Origin of the sequence: Microbacterium sp. (assembly GCF_047607225.1) — a bacterium.
Classification (GTDB): domain Bacteria; phylum Actinomycetota; class Actinomycetes; order Actinomycetales; family Microbacteriaceae; genus Microbacterium.
The window spans coordinates 31,912-48,481 of sequence record NZ_JASGDO010000019.1 but is presented as its reverse complement, the minus strand read 5'-3'; the positions used below and the strand labels follow the sequence as shown (position 1 = coordinate 48,481).

Here is a 16,570-nt window from a genome sequence, read left to right as displayed (position 1 = left end):
GTCGCGGGCGAGGCGGCCACCGCGGTGCCGGCCGAGGATTCGCCGGAGCAGGCGCCCACCCGGCGGTCGCGCCGCCGCTGACGCGCGTGGCCGTCGGGTCGTGACCCGGTCGGGCGGTCGGGTGGGTCGGCGAGTCGGGTTGTCGGCGAGCACAACGGCGGATGGCGCCGGCAACACGCCGGCGCGGCTGGACGGATGGGCGGCGTGTCGCGCCTCCCATCCGCCGTTGCGTATCGGGAAGGTGCCGCGGGAGTGCTGGGGTGCGGTCAGACGGCCGTGTCGGACGGTGCCGCGGCGGCAACCCCGAGGAAGCGGATGAATACGGCCAGCCAGCCGAAGATGAGGGCGAACACGATGATCTCGAACGCCGTGAGCCCGAAGTAGCCCACGACGAACAAGACGATCGACGCCACGAGCGCAGCCAGGAACCCCCACGCGGCGAGGAAGTAGGCGCCGGGAAGACCGCGCAGCAGCCACCGCCCTCCCGCGAGCAGCAGGAGATACATCAGCGCCATTCCCGAGGCCGACAGGTTGTGCAGGAGGAGATTCACATCCACCGGGAAGATCCCCACGCAGGCGAGCATGACTCCCATCACCACCAACGCGCCGGTGACCACGCGCACTGCCGGTGCGCCGTCCGAGCGGCGCGTGGCCCGAAGGTCGCGTCCGACGTACAGGGTGAAAGTGGTCACCAGGAGGCCGCCGGCAATCAGCGTGCCGTTGAACAGCAGACTCGACAAGTCCCCGAACGTCCCGAGCTGACTGAAATGAAGCTCCCACCAGCGTGGGTCGGACGTGGTCACCATCGCGGCGAGCGTGCCGATCCCAATGAAGGAGACAAGCAGGGAGGTGAGGCGCTGAGTGGTCATCTGCGACGACGAGAGGTAGGACAGGTAGCCCGCCAGTCCGCTGATCACCGCGAGCAGCGTCACGGTCCAGAAGCCGTTCACCTGCACACCGATGAAGGCGCGGGCGAGGAGCGCGAACAGCGCCAGCACCCCGATCGCGGTCAGCGCCGTGTGGGCGATCATTACGGATGCGGTCGAGAGGATGTACCGCCAGTCGGCGATCTCGCGACGCCACTCCTCGCCGTCGGTCGTGCGCGAGCGCCAGTAGCCCAAGGCGGAGCTGATTGCCGCCGCCGCTGCGCTCGTCAGCGCCGCCCATGATCCCAATCCCCACGTGTCCCACAGGGACACGGTGTCGGCCAGTGCCGTGACGACCAGTCCGATCAGGCCGCTGGCGGCGCCCGCGATGAACGCGGCCAACAGGGCCTCCGATTCGGCACGAATCGAAGGGGCGCGAGGGGGAAGTTCGGGCGCGGCAGAGCCGGCGTTCACCGTCGTCATGGCCACAGTGTATGGCGGCATCGGGACTCTCCCAGGCGGAACCTGTACAGTGGACCGGTCGGCTCTGGACACCGCACGTGAGGTGCGGATGGGTTTGTGAGTCCAAGGGGCCGATGGTGGGAGCGAATCCGCTCCGACGACCATCACTGTGAATGGCCCCCGGCCGACGGATGTCCGGGTTACTCCACGCCGCGTGTGCGGCCGCGTCGAGGCACCTGCTCGAGGCGCACCGAGGAGTGCTGTTCTCGCGCGAGACAACCCAGAAGGACACCACCATGCCCAAGAACAAGAAGCCGGCCGGTGGCCGCGCTCAAGACTTCGAGCCGCGCTACGGCAAGAAGACCTCGTATCAGGACGCGAAGCGTCGCCCCGGACAGTCGTCCGCCGGCAAGCCCGGCAGCAAGAGCCCGGGTCACCGCGGCTACCGCGCGGCCGAAGAGGATGCCCCTGCCAAGAAGCAGCGTTGGACGGCGCAGGAGCGCGCTGGCCGCGACGAGGCCCGCGGCATCCGCACCCACGCTCGCACGGATCGTCCCCGTCGCGACGGCGACGACCGCCCGTACCGCGGCGACCGCTCCTTCGAGGACCGTCCGCGGCGTAACTCCTCCGATTCGGATCGTTCGCGCTCGTATGGAGCGGATTCGCGCCCGGAGCGCTCGGATCGGCGGAGTTATGCAGACGGCCGTCCGGCTCGTTCGTTCGATGACCGTCCGCGTCGTGACTTCAGCGACCGTCCGCGTCGCGACTTCAGCGACCGGCCGCGTCGGGATGACCGTCCTGTTCGGTCGTTCGAGGACCGCCCGCGGCGTAACTCCTCCGATTCGGATCGTTCGCGCTCGTATGGAGCGGATTCCCGCCCGGAGCGCTCGGATCGGCGGAGTTATGCAGACGATCGTCCGGCGCGTTCGTTCGACGACCGTCCGCGTCGTGATTTCAGCGACCGCCCGCGTCGGGACGACCGTCCGGCGCGTTCGTTCGACGACCGCCCGCGTCGGGACTTCTCCGACCGCCCGGCCCGTTCGTTCGACGACCGTCCGCGTCGGGACTTCGATGACCGTCCGCGCCGGAATGACCGCCGCGACGGCTTCGCCGCCAACCGGTCGGATTGGGCCCACGCGGCCGGAGGCTCCGCGGGTCGCGGTAGCGACGCGTGGAGGGGCCGTGGGGAGAACGCTGACAAGAAGGCCAAGGCGTTCGAGGACCACGTCGACGTCGTGCACGAGAAGCTCCAGGCCGAGGCCGTGCAGGCCGAAGCCGTCTCGGACGTGACGTTCAGCTCGCTCGGACTGGGCGACAACATCGTGCGCGCCCTCGCCGAGCTGGGTGCCGCGGCTCCGTTCCCGATCCAGGCGGCGACGATTACGCCCATCCTGGAAGGCAAGGACGTCCTCGCCCGCGGCCGCACCGGCTCGGGCAAGACCATCGCCTTCGGAGCGCCCCTCGTGGAGTCGATCCTGCGGAGCCAAGCCGGCAAGCGCCGCGAGTTCGGTCGCAGCCCCAAGGCCCTCGTCCTCGCCCCGACGCGCGAGCTGGCGCTGCAGATCGACCGCACCATTCAGCCCATCGCCCGGAGCGTGGGCCTGTTCACGACGCAGATCTACGGTGGGGTGCCGCAGGCGCGCCAGGTAGGTGCGCTCAAGAAGGGCGTCGACATCATCATCGGCACCCCTGGCCGCATCGAAGACCTGCACGAGCAGGGCAAGCTCGATCTGTCGGAGGTGCGTCTGGTGGTGCTCGACGAGGCCGACCACATGAGCGAGCTCGGCTTCCTCGAGCCGATGCAGCGGATCCTGCGTCTGGTCGAAGACGGTGCGCAGAAGCTGCTCTTCTCCGCCACGCTCGACCGCGAGGTCGCTGCGCTCGTCGACGAGTTCCTCGTGGAGCCTGCCGTCTACGAGGTCGCCGGAGAGGACCAGGACTCGGGAACGATCGATCACCGCGTGCTCGTCATCGACCACCGCGACAAGGCCGAGATCCTCACCTCGCTCGTGGACCGCGACAGCAAGACGCTCGTCTTCGCCCGTACCCGCGCCTACGCGGAGATGCTCGCCGAGCAGTTCGAGGACGCGGGCATCCGTGCCGTCGCCCTCCACGGCGACCTCAACCAGGCCAAGCGCACGCGTAACCTCGAGCGCCTGACCTCGGGACGGGTGGACGTGCTGGTCGCGACCGACGTCGCCGCCCGCGGCATCCACGTCGACGACATCGACCTCGTCGTGCAGGCCGACGCTCCCGACGAGTACAAGACCTACCTGCACCGCTCGGGTCGCACCGGTCGCGCCGGCCGCTCGGGCACCGTGGTGACCCTGATCACCCGTCAGCGTCGCCGTCGGATGACCGAGATGCTCGACCGCGCCGAGATCGACGCTCCCTTCGAGGACGCCCGTCCGGGCGACGACGTGCTGGAGGAGCTGGCCGGGCGTCAGCTCGCCGACGTCGACGCCTGAGCGTCTTCGATCTCACTCGCCGGGGCACGTCGTCAGTGCCCCGGCGAGGGCGTCGCGGTCGGCGCCGGAGAGGCTGAGCTTCCACGTCGCGAGCGTCTCGATCCACGTCTCGGCGTAGTCGCACAGCGAGGCCTCCTGCGGGGGCATCCACTCCGAGGGGCCGGAGTCGCTCTTGCTCTGGTTGATCGCGCCCGCGGTGGCCCGAAGATTGCTCGGATCGTTCGCGAACTCCTGACGCTGCTCGAACGTCCATCGCTCGGCGCCGTGCCGCCACGCCCACGACAGCGGAATGACGTGGTCGATCTGGACGAGCGCAGAGGTGTCGGCTCCCGCCACGAAGTCCACCCGCTCACCGGTGTAGGGGTCGTCGAGGACGCCGGTGAGGACCTTGCAGTCGCGCGTGCCCTCCTTGGTGACGACGTCGGAGAGGTCGCGGCGCAGGATGTCGTTGCGCGTGTCGCACCCGTTGCGGTCCTGGTCGTACCAGGCCTGGCCGAACTGCTCACGGAAGTACTGACCGACCGCTTCGTCGTCGGCGATCGGCAGGGTCGAGAGCACGGCTGCGAGGTCGTCGTCGCCGGCCGAGGGCGGCGTCGAGGGCGGGGAGCTCGTCGCCGCATCGGACGGAGGTGCCGGTGCCGCGGGGCGGGGAGGGGGTGCGGCGGGCTGGGCGTCGGCCACACCGAGGGCGATGGCCCACGCGAGCACCCCGACCACGACCAGCATCGCGATCGTGACGACGGCCGTCACGATCCAGAGGGTGGCGGGAACCCCGCGTCGGGATGCGGTGGGGGGAAGGCTCGTCATCGCGGCGTCCTCACAGCGGGAAGGGGTGACGGAAGGGAGTGTCGAGGTCGACGTCGCCTGCCCGCGAGAGGGGATACCGGTCGGCATACAGCCGGAACCCGACGCCGTACTCGTCGCCCCGTTGCCGGAGGTAAGCCTCTTGTCGTTCGGCATAGTCGTGCTCGCGGAGGAACAGCAGGTACTGGACCTGCGCCCACGCCGCCATGCCCTCGTACACCGTGAGGCGGTGCTGCGGCCCGTAGCGCTGCTCGATCTGGCGGGCGTTCCACGTGCGGTACTGCCAGATGTGCGTCAGCTCGTGGGCGATCGTGGCGACGCTGGCAAGACGCGGCGAGCCGTTCTCGACATAGAGGGCATAGCCGTCCCGATGTTCGGCGGCAAAGCCCAGCACCCGCGCGTCGACCCCCGGCGTGGGGGCGAAACGTTCGTCGGTGCGGCGCGCGATCTCCTTCGCGTTGACCATCCGCACCGTCATCGGCACCTTCAGGGAGATGTCGAAGGACGTCTCGACGTTCCTCACGACCTCGGCGAAGACCTCCTCGAACTCCTCGCTCGTGCGTAGCGCGGTCTTGCTGCATCGGACGCATCGCTCGCGGCCGTCCGCGAGGCGGTCGAACTCGCCCCCCATCAGCGCGACGAAGCAGAAGTCGCAGTAGTTCACGCCGATGGGGTCGAAGGTGAATGTGCGGGTGTGGGAGGTCTCGACGGCTCGGCGCGCGTGCGTCAGGTACCCCTCCGTGCGTCCCTCCGCCCGGAGGTAGGCGAGGGTGGCGGCGACGTCGATCCCTGCGGCCGCGGGGCTCCCGCCGTACGAAAGGTAGTCACTGCCGGGCATCGTCTTCCTTCCTCGGAGTGTCCTGTGGCGGAGTGTCCTGCGGCGGAGCGACCTGTGGTGGGGTGTCCTGCGGCGGCGGCGGCGGAGGGGCGGCGGGCGTCGCGGGCGAGGGGCGACGCCGTCGCCACAGACGACGCCACCACGGCGCTCGACGGGGCGCCTGCGCGACGGCGGGCCCCGAGGAGTCCTGCTCCCGGACGACCCGTGCCCGCTCGGCGAGGTCTGCGGGATCGTCGTCGGGGAAGACGACGACGCCGTCCGTTGTCGGCGCGGGCGTCGAGGGTTCGACCCGGTCGACGCTCCATTGCAGGTAGTCCGCGATGATCTCCAGGAGGCGACTCCAGTTGCGCTCCACGGCCACGAGGAGCCCGAGGTCGATCGGGCTGTCCTCCACGATCCACAGCACGCCGTCGTCCTCGGCCTCCAGCGGCGGGAGGAGGGGAGTCATCGTGCCTGCGGGGTCGGCCGCCAGGGCCAGGACGTACTCGTGCGCGTCGGGGAAGGTCGTCACGAAGACCTCGTTCAGGAGCACGGCGATGGTCCGGAGCACCGACGCCGGGACGCCGTCCATCCGGATCTCAAGGACCTCCTTGTGGACGTAGCGGCGGTCGGGTACTCCGGAGATGCTCACCCGCCGCGCGCTCTCGAGATCGCTGCGGGTGACGTGCTCGAGGTAGCCGTCGGTGGTCACCTCGATGGTCGCGAAGGCGTGGGTGAAGGTGGTTCCGCCGATCTCCACCTGCGCGCCAGGCTTGGTGTCGGGCTCGACATCGGCGATGCGGAAACGGCGCAGCGGGCGGTACACCCGCCGTCCGGTGATGTGCTCGGCGGCGCGGCGGAGGACGATGCCGCCGCGCCGGTGATCCACCCCGATGCTCTGCACCTGGTACGAGGCGCCGGAGTGGGTGAGGAGCTGGCCCGGCAGCATCTTCTGGAAGACGAGGCCGTAGAGGACGGAGCCGATGAAGTCGCGGTCCTCGACCTCGTCCTCGATGAAGAAGTACGCCGCCCGCAGGCCCCGCAGGACCTCGTCCAGTCCGCCGGTCGGGGAGAGCGTCACGAAGCGCTCCCACGTCTCCGTGCCGTCCGTGGCCACGCCCGTATTGCGCGCCTCGCAAGAGAAGGAGACCTCGTCCGCGCCGGTGTGACGCTGCAGCAGCGTGCGGAGGAGCTCGACGACGGGCGGGTCGTCTTCGAACCGCACCCGCAGACGGTCGACGGGGGCGATCACCGGGGCGATCGGAACGCCGATGAGCTCGAACTCCCGGGCCAACGCGCTCTCCGTCATCCCGAAGGCCTGCAGCGTGAGCGCCAGCCGGAGGACGAGATTGCGTTGCGTCCGGGCATAGTCCGGCGCCAGCGAGGGGATGGCCTTGGGGTCGCGGGCGAAGATCTCCCGCTGCGCGATCATGTAGTCGCGCAGGAGGTAGTCCTCGCTGATCACGTTGATGAATCCCTGTTCGCGAGCACGTGTCGTGTACAGGCGGATCGTCTCGTAGAGGTTGCGGGCTTCGTCCTCGACGATCAGGAACCGGTTGTCCGCCGGTTCGAGCGCCCAGGGGTTCGAGTGGGGGCGGAGGGCGTCGGCCAGGGCCTGCTGCGACGCATCGATGCCGGTGAACTCGGCGATCTGCGCGTAGTACTGGCCCGCGATCCACGTCATGTCGGTGACGGGGAACGCGTCGCCACCGATCCACTCCACCCGCTCGATCTGGTACTTGGCGGCGACAGCGGCGATCTCGGTGCCCATGCCCAGATAGCGGCTGATCCCGGGGAGGATCGTGCCGTGCATCGGGGGTCCGTCGTTGCGCCACACCAGCTCCGCGGTGGCACCGCTCATCGTGGCGGGAGCCACCACATCAGTCAGCGTCACCTTGAGCAGGTGCGACAGCGAGTCGACGAGCCCGTCGTGTGTACGGTCGACGACGGCGTAGGCGGGGGTCCCCTCCCCGCCGCATCGGGCCAGCAGGATCGCGAGACCGAGCTGCCCGGTCGCGAGCATCCGGGACGGCTCGGCGAGGATCACGTACTCCACCTCCCGCAGGAACGCGTCGTGGGTGCGGAGGAGGTCGAGGTTGTGGAGGTCGGAGAAGCGCAGCACCCCGACGTCGAGCTCCGGGTCGCTCTGCTCGGCGAGTACTCCCACGTGCCAGAGGCCGGGCACGCCGGTGATGGATTCGAGGCCGCCCTCCATCCACTCCACCAGGTCGCGAGCGACGGCATCGCGCCCGGAGACGATCAGGCACTTCCGGTACTGCAGCAGGTGGTAGTACGCGGGAAAGGCGAGCGTGGGCGTGAGGTCTCGGTAGAACGGGTGGGAGATCACCACGCTTCGTCCACGCATCACCGATGCCGCGGCGGCGACGAGGCTGTCGTCGATGCGCGAGCCGTCCCGGCGCAGACGTTCGAAATAGGCGCCGGCCACCCGGTCCACGTCGTGGGGCGAGTGGGTGAGGGCCTGCAGGGCGTGGGAGTTCGGCGCGGCGGTGGCGGCCAGGCTCAGGCCCTCGTGCAGCACGCGGTCGGGGAAGGTCTCGGCGAGCACGCTGCGCAGCGCCGCGTAGTTGGCCACGCGCGTCGCGTCGTCTCGGTCGCCGCGGATGTCGCGCTCGAACTCCTCGGAGGTGACGCCGTCGACGGCGTACGCGAACTCGCCGATCACCAGGGCCGCCAGTGCCGGGAAGGCGATGGCCGCGAAACCGGGCCAGGCGGGGAAGGTGCCCACCAGCGCCATGAACACCATGGTGAGCACGATGGAGGCGCCGAACATCACCCGCAGGAACACGCGCAGCGAGCTGTGCTGCGGCCGGACGAACCAGCGGCTGGCGTCGCTGTCGTAGCGGTAGAAGTCCTCGACGAGCCCGCTTCCCAGAAACTCCTGCCCGTGGAAGGTTCGATCGAAGACGCGATTGAGGACGATCTTGATCACCGTGAACACCAGCACGATGGCGGTGTTCTCGATGACGTACTGCCACGTGGTGTCGTAGAGCGGGCGAAGGAAGGGCACGTACTCGAAGACGAGCCGGAGAGCGCGGTCGATCTCGTCGTTGAAACGGTAGAGCCCGACGGCGGCGAGGATCGCGTAGAGCACGGCGATGAACGGCATCGGATACTGCCGGTGCCGGGACGCCTTCGGCAGGTTGTTGAGGCGCTGCAGCAGCAGGGCACCCGCCAGCGGAAGGGTCGCCAGCAACTGGCCCACGAGGGTCACCGTGTCTCCCCTTCGCTGGTGACCTCGGGGGCGGAGGCGCGTTCGAAGAGGCGGACGCGCTCCACCAGGAGTGCCGTGATGAAGTCGTAGGGTGCCGCGACCGTCTGACCGGAGTCGTTGAGGACGGCCGCGCGATCGCCCGTCGGGAAGCGGAAGTAGGACCGGATCTGGCGAGGGCTCAGCTCGTCCACCTCGCTCAGGGCGAGGTTGAGGCGGCGGACGTCGGGCGGGATCCCCAACGAATGGAGGATGTCGCGCTGCACCGAGATGCTCTCCGCCGCGTTGTCGCGCACGGCGATGAGCCGGCGCAGCCGCTGCGCCTCGCGATCCTGCCAGCGCTGCGACCCGATCAGGATCGATCGGGCCCGCATATAGGTCGTCAGCCCCGTCAGGTACTCGCCGAAGACCTTCGCGCCGTCGTTGACGCGGGCCGCGAAGGCCTGAAGGTCCTCGTTCACCCGCCGGACACGGGAGACCAGCCGTCGACGCATGACATCGAGGGTGAGGAGGGCGACCGCGGCGAGCACGACGATCACGGCGGCCACCGTGAAGACGCTCCACACCAGCGCGTCGCCTCCCTTCCCGGCGGCCTGGACGAGATACGGCACGAACGCACCGAGCCAGACCAGGAGCACGAGCAGCGACGCGCCGGCGACCGTTCCCAGGCGCATCCGGCCGGCGATGTGCCGGGCGACCCCGCTGCGGTGCTCCTCCAGCAGCGAGGTGAGCCGGTCGCGGCGGAGGATCTCGGTGGTGGCAGGCACGGCCAGACCCTGCACACGACGCAGGAGCTCCTCCTCGAGCTCTTCTCGTTCGATGTCGTTGACCACCTGATCCTCGTCGAGGAAGGACCGGGCACGGCGTCGGGCGTCGAAGACGGCACGCGCGAGGATTCGCCGGGGACGGCGGAAGAACTGCAGGGCGCGGCCACTGGCCGCATCGATGTCGTGCGCCCAGAAGCTCGGTTCGTGCCGGGGGATGTCGGAGGCCAGCGCGTACCCGGTGGCGCTGACGGCGACGTCGCTTCCTCCCAGCTGGTCGAACTCGACGGCCACCGGCTGCTCGGTCAGGAGCGTTCGCGCATCCGTCTCCGGCGGTCGCGGCGGGCGGCGGATGAGGGAGTCCACATGATCGCGAAACGCGGTGAGCCTGCTCACCTGCTCGGTGAGCATCCCGCCGAGTCGCTGCTCGTCGATGACGACACCGAGCTCGTACACACGATCGGCCTGGAAGGCTCCCGGCGGCAGCTCGTTCGTGGCCAGCGTGAGAACCGACATCCAGAACCGCAGTTCGTCCTGCGCATAGCCGGAGTTCTCGCTGTTGAGCAGGTCGTAGACGGCGAACCTGCTGGCGACGGGGTAGTCGTTGCGTTCGACGAAGCGGGAGCTGTCCCGTTCGGATCCGATCTGCCAGGCCCGACGCAACTGTGCCGTCTCGTCGTCGTCGGTGCGCGGGCGGGTGCAGACGAAGGCCACTTCGGACGGATGGACCTCCTTCATCCGGTACTTGTCGCTGAGGCGCCGATGCTCGGCGACCAGCGCAGGATCGTGGGGGATCTCCTCGTACTGCACGGCGACATCGGTGTAGCGCTGCTGCCTTTCGCCGGCGAGGCGCTGGGCGGCGGCGGCCAGGGCGGCGTCCCGCTCCGATGGGCTCCGGCCCGCCAGATCGACCTCGGGCGATTCGCGGTGGAGGCGGCCGTCGTCCCCCCGCCACACCACGACGGGGGAGAACTGCGTGGCCGTCAGCGACGGGTATCCCAGAAGCCAGTGGGCCACCTCGACCAGACGGTGAGGCGACTCCGCGAAACCCAGATCGGGGTCGTCGTTGTCGGTGTAGTCGAAGGGGTTCTCGGGGTCGCGACGGTCGAGGTCTCCCGGGGTGAGGTGGTCGACCACGACGGCGCGCCACGCGGATTTGCCGGTGATGGCCTCGGCGAGGTCGGGCAGGACGTCCGAGAGCGTGCGTGCGTGACGTGCCGTGTCGTGCCACTCGCAGAACGCGATCTCGCCGCGTTCCACGAAGGGCGCGAAGAACGCCTCGGAGCGGGGGAAGATCCTCCGTGCCGAGTCGCTCAGGATGACGACGGTGAACACGCGGTGTCGCCTCACGCGTTGCGCAGCGCGGCGTCGAGCCGCGCGACTTCCTCCGCCGCGGCGCGCTCGCCGATCTCGTCGAACAGGTCGGAGACGGGCCGGATCACCCGACGCAGCTTCTGGAGGAGCGGTCGCCCGCCCACGGCCGAGTAGGCATCCACGTGCGAGGCGAAGTCGCGGAACTGCTCGAGCACGATCCCCTTGAGTGTGGGCAGGGCCTCCGCATCTTGCTCCACCTGCTCGACTTCGAAGCGAATCCGCGCGAGGAAGTCGGTGACCATGTCGTGGACCTGACGCTCGTTGTAGAGCTCCTTGGTGACGGTGAAGGCATAGAACGCCGCGATGTCCAGCACGTTCAGCGGCGTGCCGCTGAGGGCGGGAATGACCTCGTCCGCCTCCCGCAGCCGGATCCCCTTGGCCAGGCCACGGGCGAAGTCGGTCTCGGCGAAGGTTACCGAGCGCGCGAGGTCGCGCCCGGCGCGGGAGCGACGCTCGATCGACTCCACGATCTCGGCCACGGCGACGGGGTTGATCGTCAACGCGTCGACGACTTCCCAGAAGTGGTCGCAGGGCGTCCCGTTCGAGACGATGAAGTCCTGGTCGAGTGGCTGGTCCGAGCTGTAGCGGTAGACCTGCAGCCCATCGTGCACCTCGCTCCAGAAGATCTTCTCGTGCACGAGGCCGAGAAGCAGCGCGTCGTGGATCCCGCGGAGCTGAGCGGCCTGGTTCTCCTCGTCGAGGTCGGGCAGCTGCGAGATCCAGTGCCAGCGCCGGTCGATGTGGGGCGTGATCACTTTTGTCTCCGAGACGGAGGGTTTGATCCCCGAGACGAGCGCGTAGTAGGCCGAGAAGTACTCGCCGGCGTCGCGGCGCAGTGTCGCCGACGTGCGCGCGGGCGAGTACTTGGGCAGGTCGCGCGCACGGATGCCGTAGATGGCGTTGTAGAAGAGGATCTCGTGCGCGCTGATGTCGCCGTCGGGCTCGCCGCCGTAGTCGCGCAGGTGCTCGCTGACCAGTGCCTTGCGGCGAGGATCCGCCTCGCCCTCCAGGCCCGAGTTGTACGCGCACGCCTCGATCGGGTGACGCTCTTCCCCCAGGGGCTGCTCGATGAAGGGCTTGGCGAGCTGCTTGGCCTTCTCGATCTCGTCGATGACGTAGTGGCGCACCTTCGACTCCTCCAGGTTGCGCTGGAGGGTGCGGTACTCCTTCTCGAGCGCCTCGATGATGTCGATCTTGATCACGTTCCCGTAGCTCTCCATCACCTTGTCGCGGAAGTAGCCCTGGATCGTCGTCCGGTAGAGGTCTTCGAAGTAGGTGTCGTCCTTCTCGTCGGTCAGCATGTAGTATCCGCGGACCCTGTTGTAGATCGCCTCGGAGAGCGACGAGTCGATGTTCACGACACCGCCGGCGTAGGGCATCCCCTCGGCGAGCGAGTCGAGCGAGGCCGAGGTGGCCAGGACGTATCGCGTCGTCGAGCCCGACAGGTCGTCGTACTTGGTGCGTTGGAGCTCGACCTCGCCCTTGAGGCGCCGGATGTTCGAATCCAGGCGGAGGAACAGGGTGCGGAAGGCCTCCGCGATTCCCGACACGTACTCGATCGCCTCGCCGAGCACCTCACTGAGCACCGCGTTCTCCAAGAGCGCGTCGACTTTGGGGATGTAGCCGAGCAGCAACTGCTGGAGGTCCTGCATCTCGGCGCTGGGCTTGCGGGTCAGCTTCTCGCGGATGGTCAGTTTGCGCGAGAGGATCCCCTCGGCGGTCTCGACCTCGTCGGTGCTCGGATCGTCGAACGCGTTGCGCTCGAAGTTCTCGAAGTATTCGCGCAGACTCGTCAGCTCGTTCTCCACGCGCCGACGCTCGTCTTTCAGCAGGGCGAGCGTGTTGTAGAGGAAGTACCGCGCCGTGACCGGGTGGATGAACCGATCGGTGTCCTTGTCGCGGAGGTAGGTCTCCAATCGGTGGGAGTGCTTCTCGGCCGTCACGGCGACATCGTCGGCGTGGAACAGTTCGTAGCTGAGGATGCCGGCCGATTCCTCGGTGCGGCGGGCCACGACGTCGTGGTACTTCTTCACCTCGCGATAGGCGTTGAGGTAGCGGCTGCGCTCGGTGTCCTCGGTCAGCGGCGTGACCTGATCCATCGCGATGTTGCGTTGATGGGGATCGCCCATCGTGGCGGACTGCGTGACCACGTAGCCGGTGAGGGCGCTGAGGTACTCCTCCCATCGCTTGAGGTCCGAGTCCAGACCGTCCTCGTCCATCACAGTGCACTGGGCGACCACCGCCTTCGCGAAGCCGTTCTTGTTGGCCGCGGCACCGTTGACGGCTTTCACGTACTCCGCCGCGATGTCGGGGTCGCGAGGCGACAGCCCCTTCTCCCGCTGCTTGGCCAGGCCCTCCAGCGTCTTCTTGAACTGGTCGTCGAAGCGGAGCCACTGCGCCGAGAGCACCTGTTCGGTCCATCGGAGGGCGACGTAGTCGCGCACGTGCGCCCAGGGGTACACCAGTCGCGAGGCGCCGGCGCCGGCGTAGCGGTTGCGGCCGTCGTTCTTGATCACCTCGCGCAGCACGTTGTCCTCGCGAGAGTTCGACTTCTTGGACATCGGCCCGATGGACTGCGTGTAGATGCAGGTCGCCGCGTGGTCGAGGTAGGTCTCGAAGGAGTCGAGGCTCCCCCCGCCGGAGTTCTTGGCGTCGAAGAGGAAGCAGAAGTCGTAGGGCATCGCATCTACCGTGTCGACGCCGTCCGCGCCGACGCGGGGGAACTCGAAGGCGAGATCGCGGTACTGGGGCGGGAGGGTGCTGTCGCCCTTCATGAGGAAGGCGTCCAGTTCACGGACGGCTGCATAGGCGTTCACCTGCAGGTTCTGCCGCTCCTCCGTCGCCTTGATGACCTTGTCGAAGACGTCGGGCTGCACGAAGAACCCACGAGTGATCGCCTTCGCCTTCGGGTACTTGGCCCGCAGGTAGTCCGCGAGGTACATCGCCACCGAGAGGATGAGGCCCGATCCCGTTCCGCCCGCGAGCGAGCTGGTGATGATGACGCGAAGCGCCTGCTCTTCCTGGTCCTTGTCGAGCCGGAAGAGCTTGTCGATGGCACGATGCAGGGCGTCGAGATTGCCGCCCTTGAGGGTCGTGTCGAAAGCCAGTCGCGAAATCGCACGCACCTGCGCAGCACCTTCGGTGAGCGTCTTCCGGTTGAGCATCTGGTTCACCGGGAACCAGTTGTCGCGGGCGTTGGTGTTGATGTTGAGGTACTCGCCGACGGTGTTGCGCGTGGACGTCTGCACCGTGAAGATCTCGGGATGCTCGCGGCGGATCCGACCCAGGTCGTTGATGTCGGTATCGAAGACGGTGTAGGCGATGCGGTCCGACTGCGTCGAGGCGCTTTCTCCGACCTTGGTGGCGACCTTCTCGACGATCTTCGAGCCGGTTCCGCCCAATCCGAGGATGAGGGTGGGGGCGATGGGCATGATGTTCCTCTCGAGCGCGGAGTGATCAGGAGCTGGGCGTCATCTCAAACCGCACGTTGTTGCGGATCGTGGCGACGATGGTGGTGGTGGGGCCGATCAGGGGTGGACGTTTGGTGGTGGCATCGATCGTGCGGCCTCCGATCTGCACGTTTTCCTGCGCGACGAGCGCCTGCCAGTTCAGGACTTCAGCGCGCCGTCCCCGCTTGGCCTTCAACTTGAGAGCCGGGAACTGCGACCGGGCGCTGGTGCCGACGTAGACCAGCTCGCCTCGCTCGGACAGGTAGGGGAGCAGACTGATCACGCGGTCGCGCCGGAAGCTCCCTTGCGCGGTCCCTCCGCGCACCGTTGCGCGGAGGGGCCTCATAGAGATGCTCGGTGCGGGGCGCATCTTGCGCGAGAACCTCGGCTTGACGACGTACCCGAGCAGCACGAGCGCCAGGAGGACCAGAAGCGCGAGCCACCAGCCGACGGTGGCGAACCAGTTCGCGAAACGCTCCCACCAGGAGATGTCGTCCACGATGTCGAGGTCGAGGGTGGTCGTGGCGCGGTAGAGCTGTTCGTCGTACGAGTGCTCGGCGGTGACCGAGACGGGAATCCTGCCGGTGTCGGCTGTGAGCACGTCGCCCTGAGGGGCGTGAGGGACGAGGTACACGATGCCGATCTCGTCCGCGACGACGACGTCGAACGTGATGTTGGAGTCGCTCGTCACGGTGAAGCTCTCGGGAGTGACCGATGACCATTCCTCGGGCGAGAAAGCGGCGAGTTCGCCGCTCGACCCGAGCCCGTAGGTGAGCCTTATCGCTTCGTCGGGAGCAGAGGTCGCGCCCAACTCGCTCGCGGCGAAACTCCTCTCCGAGACGTCGAAGGATGTCGGACGAGCCGCCTGGAGGACCGTGACGTCGATGACCGATCGCGCGGTGTTTCCCCCGAGATAGCGTGCCGTGACGTCGAGCTCGACGGCACCGCGAGTAAGGGTGATCGTGTCGCCGGACTGGAACGCGTCAGCGATGACCTCGCCGTCGCGAAGCACTCTGGCCGAGTAATCGACGTCACCCAGAAGCGGCGAAGAGAGGAAGGTGCAGGTGTCATCCATGAACCCGTAGTAGAGCGTGTAATCGCCACCGACGATCTTCGACGGGTCCACTGGGAAACCATCGGCGTCCTGCAACTGGACGCCGAATCCGACGTCGGGTTTGTAGTACATATCGACGGCCTGCGCTCCGCCCACTTTCACGGCACCCGTTCCAGCGGGGACATGGAGATAGGTCGCCAGCTTGCCCTTCAACTGCGTGTTCGGCGTGGCCGGCATCGTCTGCGCCCCGTATCTGGCGGCTTTGTTCTTCGACCAGGACACTTCGACGGTCGATGAGGGAGTGATGACCTCGCCTCCGATGTCGAGCTCGCCGATCGAGACGTCTTGACCCTGCGCGAACACCGTGAGTTCGGACAGGGGGATGTCTGGCGCGACTCTGCCTTGCTCGTGCGTGAGGAGGTTCCGCTCGAAGATCCGATTGGAGAACTCGGTCATCTTTGCGAGGAGTTGGTCGGACGCTCGCGCCTGGTCGACATAGACACCGCTGTCGGGCTCATTGGCTAGCTGGGGGGCATCGGGACCGATGGCCAGGAATGCGATCTGGAGCGCTGAGGACTCGTCACTGTTCTCGGAGGCGAACCGGCGGAAGTCTCGTTGCACCTGTGCTGACGATCGGTCGTCGAAGGCGCCGTCACTCAGGATGACGAGCCACTTGGTGGGAGATTCCGCGGCCACGAGATCGCGGTACGCCCGCGTTACCGGCGCGTAGGGCGTGCCCCCACCCTGAAGCTGCATGCGGTGGATTTTCTCAACTCGGCTACTCGCGGGCTCCGCACCGAGTAGGGTCACGGCGGCCTCGCCACGGTCATCGTCGAAGTCACTTGTCCGATATACCTGCAAGGTGTCGCCCGCATCGAGCATTGCGGCGAAGACCTCGAGCGAATACTTCGCTTGGGACCAGCGGTCCAGAGGGGTTCCGTCGTCCGATGCGAACATGGAGCCCGAATCGTCGATCACGAGGTTGATCTGGCGGTGAGGAGGCGGGGCCGGACTGACTGTCGACTCACAAGATGCTGATGCTTGTGCCGTCGCCTCGGTCGGTTCGAGGTGATTCGGCGCGAGAGAGAAAGCGACGAGCGGGAGAAGAGTCGCAAGCATTCCGACCGCTCCGAAGACGCGTTCGAGTCTCCGCGTCCGTCGGGCATACATTTGCGGCCGTCCTTCCAGGGGAGTACCGCGCCGCGAATACGCTCCACTGCGAAACCAAGACGGTGCGTCCTGGACCAGTCCCCAGACACTGCTCCAGTTTTTTCAACATAGGG

8 protein-coding genes are annotated in these 16,570 nt (G+C 67.8%); 1 reads left to right on the top strand and 7 read right to left on the bottom strand.

Annotated elements, in window-relative coordinates:
* Positions 1-266: 266 nt before the first annotated feature.
* Positions 267-1,349: a DUF998 domain-containing protein gene (locus QM591_RS03575; RefSeq protein WP_415129689.1), complete on the bottom strand. Its 1,083-nt coding sequence runs from the start codon at positions 1,347-1,349 to the stop codon at positions 267-269.
* Positions 1,350-1,624: 275 nt separating this feature from the next.
* On the opposite strand from QM591_RS03575, the gene QM591_RS03570 reads away from it, so the two are divergent.
* Positions 1,625-3,796, top strand: coding sequence for a DEAD/DEAH box helicase (locus QM591_RS03570; protein ID WP_415129687.1), 2,172 nt, complete (start codon positions 1,625-1,627; stop codon positions 3,794-3,796).
* A 12-nt stretch (positions 3,797-3,808) separates the two neighbouring features.
* Here the strand turns inward: QM591_RS03570 and QM591_RS03565 are convergent, their stop codons facing one another.
* From QM591_RS03565 to QM591_RS03540, 6 genes are read right to left on the bottom strand one after another with little or no spacing between them, the layout of a single operon-like run.
* Complete coding sequence (locus QM591_RS03565; protein ID WP_415129685.1) at positions 3,809-4,603, bottom strand: HNH endonuclease family protein; 795 nt, start codon at positions 4,601-4,603, stop codon at positions 3,809-3,811.
* Between the two features lie 10 nt (positions 4,604-4,613).
* Entirely contained in the window at positions 4,614-5,438 is an 825-nt protein-coding gene (locus QM591_RS03560; protein WP_415129683.1) for a hypothetical protein, read from the bottom strand.
* Positions 5,425-8,649 carry a hypothetical protein gene (locus tag QM591_RS03555; RefSeq protein ID WP_415129681.1) on the bottom strand — a complete coding sequence of 1,075 codons (3,225 nt, stop codon included), beginning with the start codon at positions 8,647-8,649 and terminating at the stop codon, positions 5,425-5,427. The genes QM591_RS03560 and QM591_RS03555 overlap by 14 nt, the downstream gene beginning before the upstream one ends.
* Entirely contained in the window at positions 8,646-10,745 is a 2,100-nt protein-coding gene (locus QM591_RS03550; RefSeq protein WP_415129679.1) for a hypothetical protein, read from the bottom strand. Before QM591_RS03550 ends, QM591_RS03555 begins: the two co-directional genes overlap by 4 nt.
* An 11-nt stretch (positions 10,746-10,756) precedes the next feature.
* Positions 10,757-14,215, bottom strand: coding sequence for a tubulin-like doman-containing protein (locus QM591_RS03545; protein ID WP_415129677.1), 3,459 nt, complete (start codon positions 14,213-14,215; stop codon positions 10,757-10,759).
* 25 nt (positions 14,216-14,240) lie between these two features.
* Positions 14,241-16,043 (bottom strand): hypothetical protein, encoded by a 1,803-nt coding sequence (locus QM591_RS03540; protein ID WP_415129675.1) that lies wholly within the window; start codon positions 16,041-16,043, stop codon positions 14,241-14,243.
* Positions 16,044-16,570: the final 527 nt, after the last annotated feature.